Here is a 24,217-nt window from a genome sequence, read left to right as displayed (position 1 = left end):
CGACGTACTTCGTGCGATAAGTGCGGAGGATATGTATGCGCCAGACCCTGGGTCGGGCGCATACATGATGAACTTGCGAGATCAATCGTTGATTGCGTAACCGATGTGACGAAGCTGCTGAGAGGTCGAGTGCATGCTGGGTAGATGGAAGAGCCGGTCCGGGGACAAGCGAGCGGGCTCCTGGGGACGCCGCGCCGCAACATCCATGCTGATGGCAGTGGTGCTACCACTGGGCTTGGCCGTGGCGGGCGGTGGCGCAACTGCCAACGCAGCGTTCGACGGCAACGCCATCGACGTCTGGACGGACTCGAGCATGGGCCCGATCAAGAGCCGGGTGTGGCGGGCAGCGGACGGTAACACCAACCGCGTCGTCTACCTGCTCGACGGCCTGCGCGCCACGACGGACATCTCGGGCTGGGAGCACGAGACCGACGCCGGAGCAGTTCTCGCCTCGTGGAACATCAACGTCGTCGAGCCGGTCGGTGGACAGTCGAGCTTCTACTCCGACTGGTACGCACCGTCCAACTTCAACGGTCAGAAGACCACCTACAAATGGGAAACCTTCCTGACGCAGAACCTCCGCGAGAACCTGCGCGCGAACTACGGCTTCAACCCGAACCGCAACGGTGTCATCGGCATCTCGATGGGCGGCTCCGCAGCCCTCACGCTGGCTGCGTACCACCCGGACCAGTTCAGCTATGCCGGTTCGCTGTCGGGCTACCTGAACATCTCTGCACCCGGCATGCGCGAGGCGATGCGCCTGGCCCTGCTGGACTCCGGCCGCTACAACATCGACGCGATGTGGGGCCCGCCGTGGGATCCGGCGTGGCTGCGCAACGACCCGTTCGTCTTTGCGCCTCGCTTGCGTGACAACGGCACGCGCGTGTGGGTCTTCGCAGGCAGCGGTCTGCCCGGCGGTCTCGATCGCCCACAGAGCTTCATCGATTACTACAACACCGCGAACGGTATGGGCCTCGAGGCCATCGCCCTGGCGAACAGCCGTGCCTTCCAGATCCGCATGGCGAGCATCGGTGCCAACAACGTCACGTATGCGTTCCCGGCCGTCGGTACCCACCAGTGGGGCTACTGGGGCGAGCAGATCCGCGTCATGGCACCGGACCTGAGCGCCAACATCGGTAACTGATCCACCCGGCAGCGTTTGCTGTCGCAGTCCCCGCTTTCGGCCCTGTAGTGATATTTCACGACTTTTCAGGGCTGTTCAGCGGGGACCGCGCAGGATAGTCTCCTGTTTCAGAAACTCGCAGAGGCGAAACTGGGACGCTGATCACAGTTTTGCCTTGGAACCGCTCGATGGAATAACCTCCATCGAGCGGTTCGCCTGTTATGCAGCAGAACCTCGACGTTTCGACACACCACAGCTTCACCCCGGCCTCATGGGCCGTCAGTCAGCCCTGTTCGATTGCCGGGGGCCGCTACGACAGCGGAGACCGCGTAGATGAGAGAGAGCACGATTCATGCGATTTGCCGGCCTCAGCAGTAACCCGAAGGCGTCATCACGCTGGCGTCAGCGCCTGCTCGGCGTGGGTGCTGCCGCACTCGTTCTGCCGATCGCAGCCGGTGTCGTCGGCGGCGCAGTCGCAGTCGCTGCCCCGACTGCCGTCGTCCACCAGACCCCGGCCGGTGGCCGCGAGGATCTGATCGTCCCGTCCGAGATGGGTCCGATCAAGGTCCAGGTCCAGTGGGCGGCGCGCGGCGGAAACGCTGCTCTCTACCTACTCGACGGCCTGCGTGCCCGCGACGATCGCAACGCCTGGACCTTCGAGACCAACGCGCAGGATCAGTTCGCCAACGACGACGTGACGCTGGTCATGCCCGTCGGCGGACAGTCCAGCTTCTACAGCGACTGGTACACCTCGTCGAACTTCAACGGCCAGGAAGTCACCTACAAGTGGGAGACGTTCCTGACGCAGGAGCTCCCGGCGTTCCTGGAGAACTACGGCGTCTCGCGCAACAACAACGGTGTTCTCGGACTGTCGATGGGTGGTTCGGCTGCCCTGACGCTCGCCGCGTACCACCGCGACCAGTTCAAGTTCGCCGGCTCGCTCTCGGGTTACCTGAACATCTCGGCCCCGGGCATGCGTGAGGCGATTCGTATCGCGATGCTCGATGCCGGCCGCTTCAACGTCGACTCCATGTGGGGACCGCCCTGGAACCCGGCGTGGCTGCGCAACGACCCGTTCGTCTTCGCACCCAGGTTGCAGGGTCTGTCGCTGTACATCTCCGCAGCCAGTGGCCTGCCCGGCCAGTTCGACCGCCCGGCCGCCCCGATCGATTTCTACAACACCGCCAACGGCATGGCGCTCGAGGCACTCTCGCTCGCCAACACCCGTGCATTCCAGATCCGCATGCGCACCCTCGGTATCCCGGCAACCTACAGCTTCCCGGCCAACGGAATTCACGCCTGGCCGTACTGGGGTGCCGAGCTGTGGAAGGCACGCACCCAGATCCTGGACGCGCTGAACGCCTGATTCGGTTCCGTAACGTGCTCTCCGACAATGCCGCCCCACGCTCTCGCGTCGGGCGGCATTGTCGGTTCGAGCGCCGGCTCTCCGAGCCTCCCCAATTCACATTCGCACCACCAGTCACAGCGAGTCTGCTGTTCGTGGCCATCGGGCACGTGTAGAAAGACATACGAAGCATGTCTCGAGACGAGACCTTCGGTCGTCACAGGAAAGAGAGTCACCATCATGCGCACTGGGCTTGTTCGGTTCGGTCGTACCCCATCGGCCGGCACACGGGCTCGGCGAGCGGCAGCAGCAGTGACTGTCGCCTCCGCGCTGATGATTCCCTTCGCGACGACGACGTTGGCCACTGCAGCCCCGGTTGCTCATGCCGCCCCGATGGCGCAGACCGGCCCCGCCTACACCCAGACCGGTGGAGCAACCGTCACCTCGGTGGACTGGCTCTCCGATCGCCGCGTCGCGCTGTGGATCCAGTCGCCCTCGATGGGAACGCCCATCCAGGTGCAGCTGCTGCTCGCGCGTGACTGGAACATCAACCCGCAGGCCACGTTCCCGCAGGTGTACATGTTGGACGGACTCCGGGCGACCGACCAGGAGAACGGCTGGACGGCCGAGACCGACGCCGAGGCCTACTTCGCCGACAAGAACGTCAACGTCGTGCTGCCGATCGGCGGACAATCCAGCTTCTACTCCGACTGGGTCGATCAGGACAACGGCAAGAACTACCAGTGGGAGACGTTCCTGACCAAGGAGCTGCCGCCCATCCTGGCCAAGGACTGGCGCAGTACCGACAACCGCGGCGTCGTCGGGTTGTCGATGGGTGGCACGTCGGCGATGTTCCTCGCGGCCCGCAACCCCGGCTTCTTCAAGTTCGCCGGTTCGCTGTCGGGCATCCTGACCACCACTTCGCTCGGCATGCCGCAGGCCATCCAGTACGCGATGACCGACGCCGGCGGCTACAACTCCAAGGCCATGTGGGGCGCACCGTCCAACTCGCTGTGGGCTCAGCACGATCCGTACCTGCTGGCCGACAAGCTCAAGGGCGTCAGCCTGTACATCTCGAGCGGCAACGGCTCGACCGGCCCGTACGATCAGCCGTCGCCGATTCCGGGCGTCAGCACCAACTACGCGGGCATGGGCCTCGAGATCCTCTCGCGACTCACTTCCCAGACCTTCGCCACCAAGCTCAACCAGCTCGGAATCCCCGCGCAGGTCAACTACCGCCCCTCGGGAACGCACTCGTGGCCGTACTGGCAGTTCGAGTTGCACCAGCTGTGGCCGCAGCTCGCTACGGCACTCGGCGTCGAGGTCGACAAGCCCGCCTGCAGTGTCGCGGGCATGATCGGCAATGCGAGCGGCGCGAATTCGTGGCTGGGTCCCTGCCTCACCGCGGAGTACAACGTCGCAGGCGGACGAGCTCAGGACTTCACGTTCGGTCGGGTCTTCTTCACTCCCGACACCGGGGCGCAGGTGGTTGCCGGCGCTATCGGCGGTATCTACCAGGGCAACAAGGGCCCCGAGGGTGCGCTCGGCTTCCCGAAGACCGGCGAGATCGCCACTCCCGACGGCCGTGGCCGCTTCAACGCCTTCCAGAACGGCATGGTCTACTTCACGCCGCAGACCGGAGCCCATGTGGTCAAGGGTGCCGTGCTCGACGAGTGGGCAGCCCAGGGGTACGAGGGCGGTCCTCTGGGATACCCGGTGCTCGACGAGGTGGCAACACCCAACAAGCCCGGCTCGGTGCAGGGCTTCGAGATCGGCGCGATCTACACCTCTCCCGACGCCGGCGTGCATTCTGTGCAGGGCATGATTCTCGGTAAGTACGGCGAATTGGGTTGGGAGAGTGGACCTCTCGGGTTCCCCAAGTCCAACGAGATCGGCCCCATCCGGGACGGCGGACGGTTCAATCAGTTCGAGACCGGCAACATCTACTGGAGCCCGGTCAGCGGAGCCTGGTCCATGCCGTACGGCCCGATCTTCGACGCCTGGGGATCGGTGGGCTACGAAGGTGGCCGCCTCGGCTACCCCACCAGCGATCAGTTCGACATCGACGGTGGCGGTAAGCAACAGAACTTCCAGTTCGGCATCATCACCGTCAAGGACGGCAAGGCCACGATTGCTCCGTGACCGGAGGCGGTCACGGCTTCAGAGTTCTCTCAGAGCGTGGCTGTACTCTCGCCTGCGACCCGACGACCGAAGGATTTCGATCGATGACGCGTAACTCTCTGGCCAGAACTCTGTCACTCGGCGTGCTCGCCGTGGCGGCGAGCTCGATGCTGGTGGCGTGTGGAAGTGACGACTCGACGGCCACCGGCGCGCCGACGAGCACCACCACGGCAGCTGCGACGACGACCGAGGCGAGTTCGTCGACGTCGGCGGCCGAGAGCACCACCACGACTGTCGCTCCGACCACCAGCCCGGGCGAGGCTGCGACGGCACCGCCGGAGCAACCCCAGGCCGTGCCGGACGACTTCCCGGGGCCGACGGAGAGCCAGATCGACAACCGTGGCCAGCGTTTCCTCGACGAGCTGAAGAGCAAGGGCGTCACTCCGGCGGGCAACGGCGACATCGCGGTGTCGACGGCCAACTACATCTGTGCCGCGCAGGCGCAGGGCGTCGCAGCCGACGAAATCACGACCTACGTCACCGCGAACGTCGGCGTCGAGGCGAGTGCAGCCGGAACGCAGATGAACGAGACGCAGGCCCAGCAGGCAGCCCAGACCTACATCGCCGCCGCGCAGGCGACGTACTGCACGCCGTAGTTCGCGCTGATGGCCAAACGTAAACGCAGAGTTCTGCCGGTGATCGCCTTCGCGGTGATCATCGGGCTCGTCATCGTGGCCCTGTGGTACCTCCTCGCCGGGCGTCTCGGACCCGGACCGGGACCGGTGCCGCCGCCGGGGCCCGAGCAGCCGACCTCACAACCGGCGGACTGCCCGGACGTCCAGGTCATTGCCATCCCCGGTACGTGGGAGTCGTCGTCGACCGACGACCCGTACAACCCGACCGCCAATCCGGTGTCGCTGATGCTCAACGTCACCCGGCCGCTGCAGGAGCAGTTCCCCGGATCTCGCGCGGACGTCTACACGGTGCCCTACGTCGCACAGTTCTCGAACCCCATCGCGCTGCCGCCGGACGGCCAACAGTCGTACAACAACAGCCGTACCGAGGGTAAAAACGTTGCGGTACAGAAGATGTCGGACGTCGCGGCGCGATGCCCACTGACCAACTTCGTCATGGCCGGCTTCTCTCAGGGCGCAGTCATCTCCGGCGACATCGCGGCCGACATCGGCGCGGGTAACGGACCCATCTCCGCCGATCGTGTCCTCGGTGTCACCCTCATCGCCGACGGCCGCCGCGACGGAGTGTCGGGTACCGACGTGCCGGGACCGCTCGACGGCGTCGGAGCCGAGGTCGCCCTCGGGGGACTCGACCTCCCCGGCATCACCATGACGGGGCGTCGGGACGGCGGATTCGGCGCGCTCGACGACCGGACCAATCAGATCTGTGCACCCGGCGACCTGATCTGTGCGTCCCCGTCGGATGGACTGTCGCTGCGCAACATTCCGCAGAGCATCCAAATTCTGATCGGGGCGGCGGGCAATCCGGTGCACGCGTCGTACAACAGTTTCGTCGTCGACGGTTCCGGCACGACGGCCACCCAGTGGACGGCGGCGTGGGCGGCCGATCTGATCGAGAATGCGCCGACGCCTCCGCACTCGTGATCGGGTCGTGTGGACGACGGCGTGATCGGGGTCGTGGGTAGCGCAGTGACCGGTGTCATGGATAACGGACAGGTCACAACGCGGCGTGTCGCCAACTGGTGCAGGGCACAAACCTGTGGTCTGCGACCCCCAGTCGGTGGGATCCGCTCCCGCGAGCGGCTAGAGTGACGCCTTGGACCTGCGCGGATCGGCCCCGGCCGACTGCCCCGCACGGTGTGCCCAGACCCCGGTGCCGACCACCTCAGACCCCAGGTGCCGGCCGCTCCAGACCCCAGAGGAGAGCAATAGATGAGTTCCGCCGAGGCCGCGACCCCCGGGCCGCGCAAATTCCGCTTCGCTGCAGGCGGAGAGGGAAACGCGGAGGAGGGCGGGGCTCGGAAGTTCATCAAGCTGGCTCAGCAGGCCGAGGAACTGGGTTACGACAGCTTCATGATCCCCGATCATCTCGGTAATCAGGTCGGGCCGATCGCGGCGCTCGGAGCTCTCGCCGTCGCCACCGACAAGATTCGGCTCGGCACGGCGGTGCTCGCCAACGGCTTCCGCCATCCCGCGGTGCTCGCCAAGGACGCGGCGACCATCGATGTGCTCTCCGGCGGACGGCTCGAACTCGGACTCGGCGCGGGCTGGATGCGCGAGGAATACGACAAGGCCGGCATCACCTACGACCGTCCCGGCGTCCGCATCGAGAAGCTCGCGGAGACCCTCGACATTCTCGACGTGTTGCTGCGCGGTCAGGAATGCAACTACGAGGGCAAGCACTACACGATCACCGGTCTCAAGGGCAGCCCTCGTCCGCGTCAGGGACCGCGTCCGCCGATCTGCATCGGCGGCGGCGGCCCCAAGATGCTCGCGCTGGCGGCCAAGCACGCCGACATCATCTCCGTGGTGCCGAGCACCTCGAAGGAAGGCAAGTTGCTGCTGTCGGGCATGACCATCGAGAAGACTCTCGAGCGCGTCGAGCTCATCCGGGCTGCCGCAGGGGATCGGTTCGACGACATCGAGCTGAACTGGGCGATCACCACCATCGTGGTCACCGACGATCGCGAGCAGATGGCCGAGATGGCGTTGGCCGCGCTGGACAACGGTTATCCGCCCAACGTGGACGTCGACGTCAAGCTCACGGTCGAGGACATTCTGTCGTCGCCGTACCTCGCCTTCGGAACGTACGAGGAAATCGCCGATCAGATCCGTAACGTTCGCGCGCGGACGACGATGTCCTATGTCGGGGTTTTCCCCACACAAATGGAAGCATTCGCTCCGGTTGTCGACTTGCTGAAAGGCGAGTGACGCAGGCGCGTGTCGGTAGCATGGAGTCGGCCTCGAGGTCGACCGAAACCGCCACCGCTGGAGTTACCACTTAGTAACATAAAACGCTGTTCGGGGTCTGCATCGATGAACGTCGTCAATGCAAGGCCAGGTCACGCACGATGTGTGGCAGCGATTCGTGTCGGAGGAGATTGAAGCAAATGAGCCACACGTTCGATGATTTCATCGATGAGAACGGCCACATCACCATCGGTGAAGGGCAGACACTCGTCCGCCACGTCGAGGCGAACGTCGAAGAGAACGCCGACACGCTCGCGTACCGGTTCATGGACTACTCCCGGGAACGGGACGGTGAAGCGCACGAGTTGACCTGGTCACAGTTCGGCAAGCGGCTGCGCGCTGTCGCCGCCCGTCTGCAGCAGGTCACCGAGCCCGGTGACCGCGTGGCGATCCTCGCTCCCCAGGGCCTCGAGTACGTCATCGCGTTCTTCGGTGCGATCTACGCGGGCACCATCGCGGTGCCGTTGTTCGATCCCGACGAGCCCGGCCACACCGACCGCCTGCATGCCGTCCTCGGCGACTGCAAGCCCAGCGCGATCCTCACCGCCAGCAACTCCGCGGCGGGCGTTCGCGCGTTCTTCCGCGCGCTCCCCGCTGCCGAGCGGCCCCGCATCATCGCCGTCGACGCCGTTCCCGACAGCGTCGGCGAGACGTGGGTCGAGCCCAAGGCAGGGTTGGACGACATCGCCTACCTGCAGTACACGTCGGGTTCGACGCGGACCCCGGCCGGCGTCGAGATCACGCACCGCGCGGTCGGCGTCAATGCGCTGCAGATGGTCGACAGCATGGAGATCAACTACGACTCGCGCGGCGTCACCTGGCTGCCGATGTTCCACGACATGGGTCTGCTCACCGTCATCCTCCCGGCCCTGGGTGGCAAATACATCACGATCATGAGCCCGCGCGCGTTCGTGCAGCGGCCGTGGCGCTGGATCAAGGAACTCGCCGCTGTCTCCGACGGAGCAGGCACGTTCGCCGCGGCACCGAACTTCGCGTTCGAGCACGCCGCTCAGCGCGGACTGCCCAAGAACGGTGAAAGTCTCGACCTGTCGAACGTCATCGGCCTGATCAACGGCAGCGAGCCCGTCACCACGTCGTCGATGAAGAAGTTCAACGAGGCCTTCGGCCCGTACGGTTTGCCGAAGTCCGCGATCAAGCCGTCGTACGGCATGGCCGAGGCCACGCTGTTCGTCTCGACGAGCAAGCACGCCGACGAGGCCAAGGTCGTCTACGTCGACCGTGTCGAGCTGAACGCAGGCAACTTCGTCGTCGTCGCACCCGACGCTCCCGGAGCCATCCCGCAGGTATCGACCGGAACCGTCGCCCGGAGTCAGTGGGCCGCGATCGTCGACTCCGAAACCGCCACCGAGGTGCCCGACGAACACGTCGGCGAGATCTGGCTGCACGGCGAGAACATCGGCAAGGGCTACTGGGGTCGCGAGACCGAGACCAGCGAAACCTTCCACAACAAGCTCGTCCACCGCGTCGCCGACGGGTCGCACGCCACGGGTGCCCCCGAGGGTGCCAACTGGATGCGCACCGGAGACTTCGGCGTCTATCACGACGGCGAGCTCTACATCACCGGCCGCGTGAAGGACCTCGTCATCGTCGACGGCCGCAATCACTACCCGCAGGACATCGAGTTCTCGGCGCAGGAAGCAAGCAAGGCTCTGCGGCCGGGCTTCGTGGCAGCGTTCGCGGTGCCGCTCAACCAGCTGCCCGACGTCGTGTTCGAGTTCAGTGGTGCCGCGTTGACCAAGGATTCGGACGACAGCTCCGAGCAGCTCGTCATCGTTGCCGAGCGCGCTCCCGGCTCGGGCAAGGCGGACCCGGCTCCGATCGCCGACGAGGTGCGCACCGCAGTCTCGGCGCGGCACGGCGTCACGGTCCGCGACGTCCTGCTCGTCCCGGCCGGTTCCATCCCGCGTACGTCGAGCGGCAAGATCGCCCGACGCGCGTGCAAGGCCGCCTACATCGAGGGCACCCTGCGCGGCGGTTACCAGCAGACGGCATTCCCGGACGCCGAACTACCCGACTGATCTCTGGGCCTCCCGTTCCTTCGATACATAGCTTGGTGAGTAATGGCTGAACAAGAGACAGACAAGATTCAGAGTGCCGACGGGACGGACCTCACGGTCGCCCAACTGCGGGATTGGCTACGCAACTGGGTTGCGGACGCGACGGGTCAACCCGCGTCGGCCATCTCCGACGACCGTCCGATGGAGGAATTCGGTCTGTCCTCTCGCGATGCCGTCGCACTGAGCGGTGAGATCGAGGAGCTGGTGGGGGTCACGCTGACCGCGACCGTCGTCTACCAGCACCCCACCATCGCGTCTCTGGCCAAGATCATCATCGAGGGCGAACCCGACGAGCCGGTGGGTACCGTCGACGACGCGTTCTACACCAGCGGAGTGCAGTCGGGCGACGCCCACGACATCGCGATCGTCGGACTGTCGTCGCGCTTCCCCGGCACCGGTCACACCCCCGAGGAGATGTGGTCGCTGCTCATCGAGGGCCGCGACGGCATCACCGACCTGCCCGAGGGCCGGTGGAAGGAATTCACCTCCGATCCCGTCATCGCCGCAGCCGTCGACGCGACGGTCACCAAGGGTGGCTACCTCGACGACGTCAAGACCTTCGACGCTGAGTTCTTCGCGATGTCGCCCAACGAGGTCGTCAACGTCGACCCGCAGCAGCGCCTCGCGCTGGAACTGACCTGGGAAGCGCTCGAGCACGCGCACATCCCGGCCAGCTCGGTCAAGGGCAGCCAGGTCGGCGTCTTCATCGGCAGCTCCTCTAACGACTACCAGCTCATCGCCGTCAGCGACCCGGCCGTCCACCCGTACGCACTCACCGGCACGTCCACTGCCATCGTCGCCAACCGCGTGTCGTACTTCTACGACTTCCGCGGGCCGTCGATCGCCGTCGACACCGCCTGCTCGTCCTCGCTGGTTGCTGTGCACCAGGCAGTGCGCAGCCTGCGTACCGGCGAATCCGATCTGGCCGTGGCGGGTGGCGTCAACATGCTGCTCGCGCCGCCGATCACCGTGGGCTTCGGCCAGACCGGTGTGCTGGCACCCGACGGCCGGATCAAGGCGTTCTCGTCCGACGCGAACGGCATGATCCGCTCCGAGGGCGGCGGACTCGTCGTGCTCAAGCGACTCGAGGACGCCGAGCGAGACGGCGATCAGGTGCTCGCCGTCATCGCCGGATCCGCCATCAACCAGGACGGCCGCTCCAACGGACTGCTCGCGCCGAACCCCGATGCACAGGCCGACGCACTGCGATTCGCGTACCGCGACGCCGGCATCAACCCGTCGGGCGTGGACTACATCGAAGCGCACGGCACCGGAACCATTCTGGGCGATCCCATCGAGGCCGATGCGCTCGGCCGCGTGGTCGGCCGTGGCCGCGACGCGGACAAGCCGGCACTGCTCGGCTCGGCGAAGACGAACTTCGGACACCTCGAATCTGCCGCAGGCGCAGCAGGTTTGATCAAGGTCGTGCTGGCGATGCAGGAGAACAAACTCCCGGCGTCACTGAACTACGTGGGCCCCAACCCGTACATCGACTTCGACAAGGCGCACCTGAAGGTCATCCCGGAGGCCACCGACTGGCCGCGGTACACCGGCAAGGCCGTCGCCGGCATCTCCGGTTTCGGCTTCGGCGGCACCAACGCCCACGTCGTCGTACGCGAGTACGTACCGGGTGAGACCTCGGCCGAATTCGACCCCGCTGCCGTGGATCCCGAGGCCGCGGTGGTGGAGGGCGTCTACGAGGAGCAGCTCGACGCCGAGACGACCAGCCCGGTCGCCGAGGCCGAGACCATCCTGGCGGAGTCCGACAGTGCTCCGGAGACAGTGATTCTCGCGGTGTCGGCCGCGTTGCCGTCGCGTCGTAAACGCGCGGCGTCGGAACTGGCCGACTGGCTCGAGACCGAAGAGGGCAGCACGACGCCTCTCGTCGATGTCGGCCGCACGTTGGCTCGGCGTAACCACGGGCGTTCGCGCGCAGTGGTTCTCGCGTCCACCACAGCCGAGGCCATCGCCGGATTGCGCGCAATCGCAGCAGGCAAGCCCGGACCGGGCGTGTTCTCCGCGGACTCGCCCGCGTCCAACGGCGCAGTGTGGGTGTTCTCCGGATTCGGCTCGCAGCACCGCAAGATGGCATCGCGGCTGTACCGAACCAATGCCGTGTTCGCCGCCGAGGTGGACAAGGTGGACGAGCTGCTCGTCGACGAAGCCGGCTACTCCATCCGCGAGATCATCCTCGACGACTCGCAGACCTACGAGTTCGAGAACTCCCAGGTCGCCATCTTCGTCATCCAGATCGCCTTGGCCGCAACGCTTCGCGCGCACGGTGCCGAGCCGTCGGCCGTCATCGGCCACTCGATGGGTGAGGTCGCCGCCGCGTACGTGGCCGGAGGCCTGAACCTCGAAGACGCCGTCCGCATCATCTACGCCCGCTCGCGGCTGCTGGCCGAGGGCCAGGACGGCCTCGGTGCCGCCTCGCAGGGTGCCATGGCACTCGTCGAGTACACCCCCGACGAGGTCAAGACCCTCACCGATCAGTTCCCGAACGTGGAGCCCTGCGTGTACGCCGCGCCCACGCACACCACGGTCGGCGGGCCCCGCGCCGAGGTCGAAGCCCTCGTCGAAAAGGCCGAGGCCGCAGGCAAAATGGCCCGTCTGCTCGACGTCAAGGGAGCAGGACACACCGCGGCAGTCGACGTACTGCTCGGTGAGCTCGCAGCCGAGCTCGCCGGAATCGAACCGAGCAAGCTCACCGCCGGGGTCTACTCCTCGGTCGATCGTGAGGCGCACTACCGCGTCGGACATGCGGCGATTCACGGCGTCGACTACTGGACCAAGGGAATGCGTCACCCGGTCTGGTTCACCCAGGCCGTCAATGTTGCTGTGGGAGACGGGCACACGACGTTCGTGGAGCTCGCCCCGAACCCCGTCGCGCTGATGTCGGTTGCCGCTACCGCGTGGGCTGCCGGCCTGGCCGACGCCACGTTGATTCCGACGCTCAAGCGCAAGGAAGACGAGGCCGACACGTTCCTCGCCGCGCTGGCGCAGCTGTACGTGCACGGTCACGCGCTGGAACTGGCGACGCTGTTCGAGTCGGGTCCGTATGCCGCAATTCCGCGAACTGCGTACTTGCGCAAGGAGTTCTGGCTCAACTCGCAGGTCAGCTCCAGCGGTAACTCTCGCGTTCCCGGTGCCCGGGTGGCGCTGCCCGACGGCCGCCACGTCTGGGAAGTCCAGGCCTCGGCCGTCTCGGGATTCGATGCGTTGGTCACCGCCGCTGCCTCGCAGGTGTTTTCCGATGTGGCTCTGGGTGCTTCGGTCTCGCATGCATCGGTGCCCGCGGGCGGCACGGTCGTCACCACATTGACCTCGCACCTCGGTGGGGCGTCGGTCCAGGTCCATGCACACGAGGGCTCGGCGTTCACCCTGCTGCACGAGGCTGTCGTCACCTCGGGCGATGTGCGGCCGGAACCCGTTGTGGCGGTAGAAGAGCGATCCTCGTCTCCGATGGAAGAGTTGCCCGAGGTCGTCGAGACGTTCGGTGACCGCTGGGATCCCAACGGCAATCAGAAGCTCGAAGATCGGTTGGCGATCATCGTCGCCGAGTCGATGGGCTACGCACCCGAGGACCTACCTCCCGAGGTGCCGCTGATCGAACTGGGGCTCGATTCGCTCAGCGCCGTTCGGATCAAGAACCGCGTCGAGTACGAATTCGACATCCCCACAGTGCAATTGCAGGCCGTGCGTGATGCGAACCTGCGTGAGGTGGAGAAGTACCTGCGCTACGCGATCGAGAACCGCGACGAGGTGCAGGCGCTGGCAGACAAGCAGGCCGCCGAAAAGGCTGCCGAGCAAGCTGCCGAGAGTGGCGCGACTGCACGCGACGAAGCGTTGGAGACGGCCGTGGCCGCACCGGAGACCGCGGTGCCGAGTGCGGAATACCAACCCGCACCGGTGGTCGCAGCGCAGACCGACCTGGGCGGTAAGGAAGCGTTCGCCGAGGCTGCCGGATCCGATGTGCCCCCACGTGACAACGCCGAGCGGATGACGTTCGCAACGTGGGCAGTGGTGACGAAGGAATCGGCCAAGGGCATCTTCAACACCCTGCCGATCCTCGACGACGAGACGGCCGAAAAGTTGGCCGCTCGCCTGACCGAGCGGGCCGGCGGGGAGATCACCTTCGACGACGTACTGGACTCGGAGACCATCGAGCAGCTCGCCGACAAGGTACGCCCGCATCTCGAGGACGGCGAGATCGACGGTGTCGTGCGCAATCTTCGGGCCCGTCCCGAGGGCTCCACGGCCACACCGGTATTCGCGTTCCACTCGGCCGGTAGCTCCACCGTCGCCTACGAGCCGTTGCTGCGGAAGTTGCCGGCAGGCACGCCCATGTACGGCCTCGAGCGCGTCGAAGGACCCATTGCCAAGCGCGCCGCGGAGTACGTGCCGCTGATCAAGGCGATCCAGCCCGAAGGACCGTACGTGTTCGTCGGATGGTCGCTCGGCGGCATCCTCGCCTACGAGGTGGCGCGTCAGATGGAAGAGGAAGGCATCGAGGTCGCCTACGTGGGGCTGCTCGATACCGTCATGCCCGGCACCAAGATCCCCGACACCAAGGACGAAGTCCGCAAGCGTTGGGAGCGGTACGCCGCGTTCGCCAAGAAGACGTACAACGTCGACTACCCGATCCCGTACGACAAGTTGGTCGACTCCGACGACGAGGGTCAGATTCGGATCATCACCGATCTGGTCAAGCTCAGTGGGGCAAAGATTCCCGGCGGCATCATCGAGCATCAGCGGACGTCGTGGCTCGACAATCGGGCTATCCAGACAGCCGAGCTCAAGGAGTACGGCGGGCACGTCACGCTGTACCTCGCCGACAAGTACCACGACGACGCGATCGCCCTCGAGCCCGCATACGCCACCCGCGAAGACCACGGTGGTTGGGGACCGGTGGTCAAGGACCTCGAGATCGTCTACGTCGGAGGCGACCACCTCGCGGTCGTCGACGAGCCGTACATTGGAAAAATTGCGGCCCATCTGTCGAAGACGCTCGAGAACATCGAGTCTGCAAGAACCGGAGCGTAGATTTTGAGTGGCACCACTGCGGAGAAGCTGGCCGAGCTACGGGCGAGGCTGGAACTGGCCAAGGAACCGGCCGGCGAGATCGGCATCGCCAAGCGCGCAAAGAAGGGCATACCCAGCGCCCGAGATCGCGTGAACTCGCTGCTCGACCCCGGCAGTTTCGTTGAGATCGGCGCGCTGGTGAAGGCCCCGAACGATCCGGGTGCCCTCTACAGCGACGGCGTCGTCACCGGGCACGGAACCGTCGACGGCCGTCCGATCGCAGTGTTCTCGCACGATCAGACCGTGTTCGGCGGAACCGTCGGCGAGATGTTCGGCCGCAAGGTCGCCGGCATCATGGACTTCGCGATCAAGATGGGCTGCCCGGTCGTCGGCATCAACGACTCCGGTGGAGCTCGCGTGCAGGACGCCGTCACCTCCCTCGCGTGGTACGCCGAACTGGGTCGACGCCACGAGGCGCTCTCCGGCCTGTGCCCGCAGATCTCGCTGATCCTCGGCAAATGCGCCGGTGGCGCGGTGTACGCACCGATCAACACCGACATCGTCGTCGCCACCGAAGAGGCGTACATGTTCGTCACCGGGCCGGACGTCATCAAGTCCGTCACCGGCGAGGACGTCAGCCTCGACGAACTCGGTAGTGCCCGTGTCCAGGCCATCAACGGCAACGTGCACCACGTCGCTGCCGACGAGAAGGCCGCATTCGACTGGATTCGGAACTACCTGAGCTACCTGCCGTCGAGCTGCCAGGAAGAGGCACCGGTGATCAACCCGGGGCTCGAGCCGGAGATCACCGAATCCGATCGCACGCTCGACTCGTTCATGCCCGACGCCGACAACGCCGGTTACGACATGCACGACATCATCCTGCGCATCTTCGACGACGGCGAGTTCCACGAGATCGCCGCCCAAACTGCACAGAACGTCATCACCGGCTTCGCCCGCGTCGACGGTCGTCCGGTGGGAATCGTCGCCAATCAGCCGATGCACCTGTCCGGGGCACTCGACGCCAAGGCAGCGGACAAATGTGCGCGGTTCATTCGCCTCAGCGACGCCTACAACATTCCGATCATCTTCCTCGTCGACACACCCGGCTTCCTGCCCGGCGTCGACCAGGAAACCCTCGGCGTCATCCATCGCGGTGGCCGCTTCATCTTCTCGTTCGTCGAAGCGACGGTGCCGAAACTGACTGTGGTGATTCGTAAGTCGTATGGCGGCGGATACGCGGTGATGGGCTCGAAGCAGCTCGGATCCGACATCAACCTCGCCTGGCCGACAGCCCGCATCGCCGTCATGGGTGCCGAGGGCGCCATCAACATCATGAGTCGCAAGCAACTCGCCGAGGCGGGCGAGAACGCTCCGGCGTTGCGCAAGCAACTGATCAACTTCTACAACGAGCATGTCGCAACCCCGTGGATCGCCGCCGAGCGTGGCTACATCGACGCCGTCATCGAGCCCTCGCAGACGCGCCTCGAAATTCGCAAGGCCTTGCACATCCTGAAAGACAAGGAAGTGCACAAGAGTCCGCGTAAGCACTCTTTGCTGCCGATCTAGCCACGCGCGCCCGTCCCCACGTCGGGGTCGCTTCGCTCCCTTTTGGGATCAATGTGGGTTTCAGTCGCTCTGACTGCAACAAAGCCGCATTCATTCATCTGTCTCCTCGAGCCAGAAGCGAATGAATGTGGCTTTGTTGCAGTTGGAGTGCTTGCAAGAGACATTCATCCGGTCGACGTCGCGCTCCGTCGAAGAACGAGGTTCGGACGGGGCCGCGCCAGAGCCTGTTGATAGCCGGCCCGAAGATCCGCGAGCACGCGCTGGGGGTCGTCCCGGATGTCCTGCGGCAGATGTGACACCACGATCGCGCCGTGGCGTTGCAGGAGAGCTCGGCGAGCCATCGTGTTCGCATGATCGATCGGCGAGAGGTGATGAGCGAGGGAGTCGATCTCCCACCCGAAGCAGACTGTGTCGAGGAAGCCGTCGGGGCTACCGAGGAATGTACCGTCCGAGGTGAACAGCCGGGCATTGTGAATCATTGGTGGGAGTCCGCTCGATCGGTAGAGCCGTTGAGCGTCCGCCTCGGCGACGGAGTGAGCGTTTCCTTCCAGATCCCTGATCGCCAACCGTGTCGATGCGCTGTAGCGTCTCGGCCCCTCCGCCAATTCGATTGCCAGCTCTTCGAGTGATGCCGCACCCCGTCTGATGATCTCCGCAATCAGAGCCGTGCACTGAGATCGTCCGCGTAGTGCGCGGGTCGCGTCGACGACACTCCGGGATACCGGAGCGCAGCGCGGACCGTGGTCGAACACGGCTTCGGGCATGCGCCAGGTGCGTTCGGATCGGACGAATTTGACGGATGCTCGCTGCATCTCGTTCGGGACGAGAATGTGAACTTCATTCGACGGTGGATTCGGCCCCAAGCCATGCACACTCAATGCCGCGTTCCCAGTGAGGATGCTGTGTGGGCCGCCGTAAGCCAGGGCAGCAGCCATTCGCTGTCGGTGAGATGGGAAGCCGTTGTGCAACAGCACCACCCCTGGCAGCAAGTGCTGCCAGGGTCCGCCGGCTGCGCATCGGCCGGCTACCGTCCCGTCCGCGACACCGGCCGAGCGAAGCTGTGCCCTTGTCACGACGCCGTGATCGGCGACGTCCTCGAGCATCGATAGGTCTGTGGCCCAAACTCCCCGTTTCATGCCTCGACTGTCGAACGCGACACTGACACTTCGACGTCGAAAACGGCCGTTCAGGGGTTCCCTGTGGATGGTCGACGAGGTTGTGCACAAATGTCTCAAGGGCGTGTCTTGTCCACCGAAAACTGTCGGGGGTCGGTGGTAAGCCCCCGCTCCATCGATCGTGTGCCGAACCCCGCTCCATCGGCCGTACGCCAACCCCGTCCGAATGAATGCGGGATTCAGTCAGTCAGAGTGCAACAAAGGGACATTGATTCCAAAAAGGAGCGGGCGACACCACGCGGAGGGGCGGGTGGGGCTGGATGGACTATTTCTCGAAGACTCGCAGCTTTCCGTCTTCGTAGAATCCCGATCGCGTGGTTTCTCCGGTTTGCAGGTCGGCGGGCACGGCGTTGGGGTAGTACTGCTCGTAGCGCTCGAGTGAGCCCCAGTCCCTGGCCCAGTCGTTTTTGAGGTAGGTGGGGACGGCAACTGGTTTGGCGAGTAGTTCGGACCATCCGAGCGGTCCGCCGTTCTCGCCGGATTGCCAGGTGTCGGTGGAGCTGACGGCCAGTGGGCGGTCGGGGAGGATGCGGTAGCCCGGTACCTCGGCGACGCCGAAGCGGTGGTCGAACGGCCGTTGGCACGGGAACTGGAGTCCGACAGCCCAGTCGAGCAGAACGGGCTGCTCACTGCCGATCATGGTGTTCAGATTCTCCATCACCGGTACTCGCGGCGGGGTGAATGCGAGCCACTGGTCGCCGGTGAGGTTGGGGTCGTTGGCGACGATGCGGACTGCGTCGGCGTCGGGTGCGATGTCTGCCAACGGAACTCGCAGGTTGCGCCACGAGGGTGCGGGTCCGATGTCCCGAGGTAGGTAGGTGCCCTGCGCCTGGACGCTTCCGTCGGGCTGACGCTTGCCGTATTCGAGCAGCAACGACTGGCCGTAGGTGAGGGCACCGGTGTCGTCGTAGGACCAGATACGTCCGGCTGCGGAGAACACGACGAGTGGTGCGTCGTCGCTGCGGGCGGGTAGTTGGTACCAGCTCGAGGTGGCCTCGGCCGGTTCCTGGATTCCTTCTTGGTAGGAGCCGAGGACGGGTGTGGTGGCGGGGTCGAGTCCGAAGGGGAGGGCGGCGGTGGAGCCGTTGACGCCCAGTGCGCCGGTGCCTCCTGCTGTGCCCGAGCTCTGGCCTTCCTCGAAGGCGGGCCCGACGGCTTGTTGGTCGGTATTGCCTTGTCCTGGTTTGACTTCCACGGCGTCGGCGCTGAGGTCGCTGGGGATTCCGTTGGCGGTGAAGTTGCGTAGGGTGTCGCTGGCTCCGCCGAGGGGGCCTGCGACGGGATCGAATTCACCAGGCAGGGGGCTCAGTACATCAGCGTTGGGATCGGCTTCGACGAGCACGTCGTTGGCGAGTCCGCACGAATTGCCCAGTACCGATTGCACATTGGAGCGTGCGAGCGAGTAGGCGGGATATTGGGAGACGGCACCCTTGACGAGGGAGAGGACCTCGAACAGCACCATGATTCCGGCGATGACGGTCAGTGGTGCGGCAGCGAACGTGCGAATGCGTCTACCGCGGGCCGACGTCGGTTTCGGTTGTGGCGGTGCGTATCCCTCACGTAGGTATTGGAATGCCGCGACGGCGAGAACCAGTCCGAAGAGGACGAGGAACAGCGAGCCGGATTCGTTGCCGCCGAGCGAGACCGTCTTGTCGAACCACGGCACGCCGTAGCTCGAGACGTACCAGTAACCGTTGATTCCCGAGAACGACAGTGCCAGAACGAACATCAGGCCGGCCGTGAACAGGGATCGGTTTCGGCGTGAGCGCAGTGCACTGGCCGACACGGCCACTGCGGTCAGTGCGGCGAGCCCACCGGCGATTCCGGCGTAGGAACCGAAGTGGTGAGTCCACTTGGTGGGGTTGAACATCATGAAGAAGATGGTTCCGAGGACGACGCCGAGCAGTCGCCAGGCAGGCCCGTTCGCGATGCCGGGAATGCGCCGGCGTCGCAGGAGCACGAACAGCGTGGTGAACAGGCACAGGAGCATCGCGAGGAACGCGAAGCGGCGGGCCACGGAACCGTCGACGGTCTGGACGAAGAGGTAGTAGTACCGCAGGAAGTCTTGGTACCACGCCTCGTTGGGGCCGATGATGGTGCGCACTCGGGTGGACTCGATGACGGTCGCGAAGGTCTGGTCGGCGAACACGACGACGAGGACGAGGACTCCGGCAGCGGCCAACGGTGCCAGCATGGCGAGGGTGCCGACCTGCCGGTGGCGTCGGACCACGATGCGAGCGATGGGCCGGGCTCCGGCGAGAAGCGCTGCCACACACATCAATCCGGTGGGCGCAGCGGCCAGGGTGAAGGCACCGATGAGGCAGGCGGCTGCGGCGGGGAGCAGTCTGCCGGTGGCGATGGAGCGTTCGATCGAGCACCAGGTCAGCAATGCGCCGAGGGCGACGATCGGCTCGGGACGCAGTCCGTTGTTGTACGGGAGCCAGAAGGCGAGGAACACCAATCCGCCGGTCCACAACGCCACGTTCGATTTGCGCACCGCGCGTCCGAGTCGCGGCACCACCTCGCGGCTGATCACCATCCAGCACAGGACTCCGGCGATCAGGGCGGGCAGGCGCATCCACGGGCTTGCGGTCGAGATCTTGGCGAAGACGGCCAGGACGTCGTAGTACCAGCCGAACGGTGCCTCGGGGACGCCGAACCAGCGGAAGTAGTTGGCCATGTAGCCGGAATGTTCGGCCGCGCGGGCCATGGTGAGCAGGTAGCCGTCGTCGGAGGTGTTGGCTCCGACGAAGTGCCAGCCGACGAGGACTCCGAGAACCGTGACGTCGACGCCGGTGAACTTCCACCAGTGCGACGGGAAGAAGCGGCGGTGCGCGCGGCGATCGGTGCCGTCGAGCCGTGCGAGCGCGCCCATGGCCAGCAACGTGCAGGCGATCGCCAGCACCATGATCAACGACTTCAGGATGGTCGGAGTCGACGAGAAGCGGGAGTCGACGTCGACGGTGACCGACATGTCGGCCGGGGCCGCGCCACTGAGATCACTGAAGATGCCGACGACCTGCGGACGGAGATCGCCGTCGAGCCGACCCTGGACGGGTTGGCCGCTCTCGTCGGTCAGTCCGGTGAAGGCCGCGGAGGTGTACTGGTCGTTCGAGGTGATCTCGATGGCGGCGCAGCGCGTGCTCTGGACGTCGGCGCGCGGTGCCGTCGCGACGACGACGTTGCGGTCGAGGACATCGACGTTCGACTCGCCGACGCGAACGAACAGGCTGTTGAGGGCGGCACCCTCACCTTGCGGGGGTGCGGTCGCCAGCAACAGCCCGCCCGACGCGGGTAGTGCGGCCACAGCAGAGCACGGGAGGGTGGCGGACAGTCGCAGGGGTGCCTGGGAGACCAGTGGGGCGTCCACGTCCTGTAGGAGGCCGTTCTGGGGCCATTCGATGCTCGCGGTGGTCTGCGTGACGGGTGCGAACGGAGTGATCAGTGCGAACAGCACGCCGAGTATGCCGGCCACCATCGCGATCAGCCGGGGAATCCGTACCTGAGCACGAAGTTCGTCCGAGGCTCCGAGCGGAGCGGGGACGGGGGGACCAGCTGATGAATCTGTCACGACGTCGGGCACGATTGTCGATGTTATGCGAGCGTGACTTCGAGGTCACACAGGCGCCGTCCCCGGATCCGATGGAGAAACAGGGAATCAGCCGGTCTTCATCGGTCCGTCGCTGGACAGTCCCGACCGAGACTGTTGCTCGACGGTGATCCGGGCGGTCGCGGCAGCCGGATCGAGTGGCGTGTATCTCTCGATCGACCCCCAATCGCGGGCGTAGTCGTCGGCCAGATACGACGGCAGAGTCTGGGCACCGAGCAGCAGTTCGGTCCACCCCAGCGGGCCGCCACCGAATGAATCCTGCCAGGCGTTGGTGGATTCGGCTCCGGTTCGGTCGGGCAGGATGCGGTACTGCGGCACCTCGGCGACGCCGTCGCGATGATCGAACGGACGCTGGCACGGGAACGCCAGCCCGACCGCCCAGTCGAGCAGAACGGGGTCGGTGGACCCGACCAGAGAATTCAGCGTCTGAGTTTTCGGGACGCGTGGGGGAGTGACGGCGAGCCACTGATCTCCGGCCAGGTCGTTGTCCTCGGCGACGATGCGGACGGCGTTCGCGTCGGCGGGTAGGTCGTTCATCGGTACGCGCAGGTTGCGCCACGACGGTGCGGGGCCGATGTCGAGAGGCGTGACACGGCCGAGTGCCTGGACGTCGCCGCCGTCGCGGCGTCCGTATTCCAGTTCGACGCGTTGGCCCGGGGTGACGATGCCGTCCTTGTCCACCGAGCGAATTCGGCCTGCGGCGGCGATGGCGATCAGGTCGCCCTCTCCAGGCAGCGAATACCAACCGGAGGTCAGTGACGCGGGCTCGGTCGCTCCGAAGCTGCCGAGGACCGGGGTCGTTTCGGGGTTCAGTCCGAACGGCAGAGCGACTGTGCTGCCGTTGATTCCGACGTTCTCGTTGGTTCCGCCCGAGGTGCCTGCGGAGTTCGACGAGGTGGCCGACGCGCTCTCTTCGGAGTCTTCGGGGCGGATGGAGTTGGCACTGCCCTGGGCGGTGTCCTCGGAGTCGGCCGTGAGGTCTTCGGCGACGCCGTCCGGGGTGAATTCGGTGCTGCCACCTGCTCCCAGCGCGTCCGGGGCGGGGTCGATCGGTTGCAGGACGGACCCGTTGACGTCGGTCTCCACCTGCACGTCACCGGCGAGTCCGCACGAGTTGCCGGCGAGTGCGGAGAAGTTGGATCGCGCGATGGAGTACGCAGGGTATTGGGCCACAGCACCTTTGGCGAACGAGAGCACTTCGAATGCGACGACACCGCCTGCGACGATGGTCAATGCGGAGGGTGCGAAGCGTCGACGCGTGGTGGTTTCTGCTGTGCGATAAGGCAATCGGACATGTTGGTACGCGGCATACAGCAGGGTCAGCACGGTCAGGCCGAGCAGGATGGTCGAGAAGCCCTTGCCGGCAATGGACGGCGGCTTGTCGAACCACGGAATGCCGTAGCTCGAGACGTACCACCAACCGTTCGAGCTGGTGAACGCCACGGCCGTCAGGAACAGCACTGCGGCGGTGAACAGCGTTCTGTTTCGCGGGGATCGGACGGTGGCCGCGGTGACGGCCACCGCTGCCAGTGCGCCGAGAGACGCGGCGAGACCGGCGTACACACCGAAGTGGTGGGTCCACTTGGTGGGGGTGAACATCATCAAAGCCAGTGCGCCCAAGACGATTCCGAGTATCCGACGCGATGGCCCGGTGGCGGTACCGGGGATGCGTCCGTTCTTGCGGAGCATCACCGCGATGCAGACGACGATGCACAGCAGCATCGCGAACATGCCGAATCGTCGGGCGAGCGAGCCGTCGGGGGAGATGGTCATCAACGCGTCCCAGCGCACCCGTTCCTCGAACCAGGGTACGTTGGGTCCGAGAGCCGAGCGCACCCGGGTCGCTTCGAGCACGGTGCTCAGAGTTTGGTCGGCGAAGATCGCGATCACCACGGCCAGTCCCGACGCGATCAGCGGCGCGAGGACCGCGAGCAACCCCACCTGCCGAGCTCGTTTGACGATGATCATCACGATCGGGCGCAGTCCGGCGAGCAGCGCGGCGACGGCGATCAGTCCGGTGGGTCCGGCGGCGAGGGAGAAGGCGGCGATCAGTGTGCCGACCGCGGCGGGCAACAGTCGTCCGGTGGCGATGGCCCGCTCGATCGAGCACCACGTCAGCAGCGCGCCCAGGGCGATGACGGGTTCCGGGCGCAGTCCGTTGTCGTAGGGCAGCCAGAAGGCGAGGAACACCAGGCCTGCGGTCCACAGCGCGACGCGGTTGGTCAGTACCGCGCGCCCGAGGCGGGGGATGACCTCGCGGCTGATGACCAGCCAGCACAGCAGTGCGGCGATCGTGGCAGGCAGGCGCATCCAGATGCTGGCGGTGCTGACTTTGGCGAGGGCGGCCAGCATGTCGTAGTACGGCATGCCGAACGGTGCTTCGGGAACGCCGAACCAGCGGAAGTAGTTGGCCATGTATCCGGCGTGCTCGGAGACGCGTGCCATGTTGAGCAGGTAGCCGTCGTCGGAGGTGTTGGCACCGATGAAGTGCCACAACACCAGCACCCCGACGACGACGGCGTCGACGCCGGTCACCGTCTTCCAGCGCGACGGCAGGAAGCGGCGGTGACGTCGACCGTCCACGCTGTCGAGGCGATGCAATGCGAACAGGGAGGCGACGACGGCCAGCGCGCCGACGATCATCGCCAGCAGCTTGAACGTCGTCGGGGTCGAGGAGTAGCGGGAGTCGATGTCCACGCGCACGTTCAGACCGTCGACCGGCGCGGTGAGGTCGGTGAAGATGCCGACGACCTGGGGCCGAACGTCGCCGTCGACAGTCGTGGCCGCGCCGCCGAGGTCGACCACCGTGCGAGCGGCGTTCGAGGAGATCGTCAGCGCGCAATCGGAGGCGAGGTCGGATACGGGAGCCTCGGCGAGAACGCGATCGCGAAGCAGCACCTGCAGTCGATCGTCGTCGACCCGCACGGTCAGTGCTCGCTGCTCGGTTTTCGCCGCTGCGATCGGAGCGGTGGACATCACCGTGCCGCCGCCGTCGAGCCGAGTGGCAGTACTGCACGGGATCGTCGCGTTCAGTTCGAGCGGGGAGTAGCTCACCAGCGGAGCGTTGACGCTGCCGAACGAGTTCTGCGGCCACGACAGCGTGGAGACGTCCTGCTGCACCGGCAGCAGCGGAGTGGCGATGGCCAGGACGGCACCGACGATGCCGGTGACGATCGCTATCAGCCGGGCAGTCGTGATGTTCGGAGCGGTCGCAGGCACACCGGCGATG

12 protein-coding genes are annotated in these 24,217 nt (G+C 65.7%); 9 read left to right on the top strand and 3 right to left on the bottom strand.

All coding sequences use genetic code 11. The features are described 5' to 3' along the window. Positions 1-133: 133 nt before the first annotated feature. The 9 genes from CH278_RS04515 (at position 134) to CH278_RS04475 (ending at position 16,203) form a co-directional block, all read left to right on the top strand. Positions 134-1,144 (top strand): alpha/beta hydrolase, encoded by a 1,011-nt coding sequence (locus CH278_RS04515; protein WP_174557192.1) that lies wholly within the window; start codon positions 134-136, stop codon positions 1,142-1,144. A 331-nt stretch (positions 1,145-1,475) separates the two neighbouring features. Beyond that, positions 1,476-2,489 (top strand): alpha/beta hydrolase, encoded by a 1,014-nt coding sequence (locus CH278_RS04510; protein ID WP_094621290.1) that lies wholly within the window; start codon positions 1,476-1,478, stop codon positions 2,487-2,489. A 219-nt stretch (positions 2,490-2,708) separates the two neighbouring features. Beyond that, complete coding sequence (locus CH278_RS04505) at positions 2,709-4,610, top strand: alpha/beta hydrolase-fold protein (protein WP_052053692.1); 1,902 nt, start codon at positions 2,709-2,711, stop codon at positions 4,608-4,610. Between the two features lie 83 nt (positions 4,611-4,693). Continuing rightward, positions 4,694-5,245, top strand: a complete 552-nt coding sequence (locus tag CH278_RS04500) for a DUF732 domain-containing protein (RefSeq protein ID WP_032374174.1) — start codon at positions 4,694-4,696, stop codon at positions 5,243-5,245. Positions 5,246-5,254: 9 nt separating this feature from the next. Further along, the gene (locus tag CH278_RS04495; RefSeq protein WP_027494808.1) at positions 5,255-6,208 is read left to right on the top strand and encodes a cutinase family protein; all 954 of its coding nucleotides are present in this window, start codon (positions 5,255-5,257) and stop codon (positions 6,206-6,208) included. A gap of 288 nt (positions 6,209-6,496) precedes the next feature. Further along, the gene (locus CH278_RS04490; RefSeq protein ID WP_027494807.1) at positions 6,497-7,495 is read left to right on the top strand and encodes an LLM class F420-dependent oxidoreductase; all 999 of its coding nucleotides are present in this window, start codon (positions 6,497-6,499) and stop codon (positions 7,493-7,495) included. 179 nt (positions 7,496-7,674) lie between these two features. Next, on the top strand, positions 7,675-9,573 hold the full coding sequence (gene fadD32 / locus CH278_RS04485; protein WP_027494806.1) for a long-chain-fatty-acid--AMP ligase FadD32: 1,899 nt from the start codon (positions 7,675-7,677) through the stop codon (positions 9,571-9,573). Positions 9,574-9,615: 42 nt separating this feature from the next. Then, positions 9,616-14,655, top strand: a complete 5,040-nt coding sequence (pks13, locus tag CH278_RS04480) for a polyketide synthase Pks13 (RefSeq protein ID WP_094621289.1) — start codon at positions 9,616-9,618, stop codon at positions 14,653-14,655. A 3-nt stretch (positions 14,656-14,658) separates the two neighbouring features. Further along, positions 14,659-16,203 (top strand): acyl-CoA carboxylase subunit beta, encoded by a 1,545-nt coding sequence (locus CH278_RS04475; protein ID WP_027494804.1) that lies wholly within the window; start codon positions 14,659-14,661, stop codon positions 16,201-16,203. A gap of 164 nt (positions 16,204-16,367) precedes the next feature. Here the strand turns inward: CH278_RS04475 and CH278_RS04470 are convergent, their stop codons facing one another. The 3 genes from CH278_RS04470 to CH278_RS04460 form a co-directional block, all read right to left on the bottom strand. Continuing rightward, a complete protein-coding gene (locus CH278_RS04470) occupies positions 16,368-17,339 on the bottom strand; it encodes a hypothetical protein (protein ID WP_032366761.1) in 972 nt (323 codons plus the stop codon). A 304-nt stretch (positions 17,340-17,643) separates the two neighbouring features. Then, positions 17,644-20,961: an arabinosyltransferase domain-containing protein gene (locus tag CH278_RS04465; RefSeq protein WP_094621288.1), complete on the bottom strand. Its 3,318-nt coding sequence runs from the start codon at positions 20,959-20,961 to the stop codon at positions 17,644-17,646. 75 nt (positions 20,962-21,036) lie between these two features. Further along, complete coding sequence (locus tag CH278_RS04460) at positions 21,037-24,207, bottom strand: arabinosyltransferase domain-containing protein (protein ID WP_256991760.1); 3,171 nt, start codon at positions 24,205-24,207, stop codon at positions 21,037-21,039. Positions 24,208-24,217 lie beyond the last annotated feature (10 nt).

Source organism: Rhodococcus sp. 05-2254-5, from assembly GCF_002258575.1.
Classification (GTDB): domain Bacteria; phylum Actinomycetota; class Actinomycetes; order Mycobacteriales; family Mycobacteriaceae; genus Rhodococcoides; species Rhodococcoides fascians.
The sequence above is the reverse complement of the archived record's forward strand: the minus strand, read 5'-3'. Positions and strand labels throughout refer to the sequence as shown.

Coding starts and splice junctions, on each gene's coding strand:
- pks13 (WP_094621289.1), top strand. CDS start 9,616: ATGGCTGAACAAGAGACAGACAAGATTCAGAGTGCCGACGGGACGGAC.
- CH278_RS04490 (WP_027494807.1), top strand. CDS start 6,497: ATGAGTTCCGCCGAGGCCGCGACCCCCGGGCCGCGCAAATTCCGCTTC.
- CH278_RS04470 (WP_032366761.1), bottom strand. CDS start 17,339: ATGAAACGGGGAGTTTGGGCCACAGACCTATCGATGCTCGAGGACGTC.
- CH278_RS04515 (WP_174557192.1), top strand. CDS start 134: ATGCTGGGTAGATGGAAGAGCCGGTCCGGGGACAAGCGAGCGGGCTCC.
- CH278_RS04500 (WP_032374174.1), top strand. CDS start 4,694: ATGACGCGTAACTCTCTGGCCAGAACTCTGTCACTCGGCGTGCTCGCC.
- CH278_RS04510 (WP_094621290.1), top strand. CDS start 1,476: ATGCGATTTGCCGGCCTCAGCAGTAACCCGAAGGCGTCATCACGCTGG.
- fadD32 (WP_027494806.1), top strand. CDS start 7,675: ATGAGCCACACGTTCGATGATTTCATCGATGAGAACGGCCACATCACC.
- CH278_RS04505 (WP_052053692.1), top strand. CDS start 2,709: ATGCGCACTGGGCTTGTTCGGTTCGGTCGTACCCCATCGGCCGGCACA.
- CH278_RS04495 (WP_027494808.1), top strand. CDS start 5,255: ATGGCCAAACGTAAACGCAGAGTTCTGCCGGTGATCGCCTTCGCGGTG.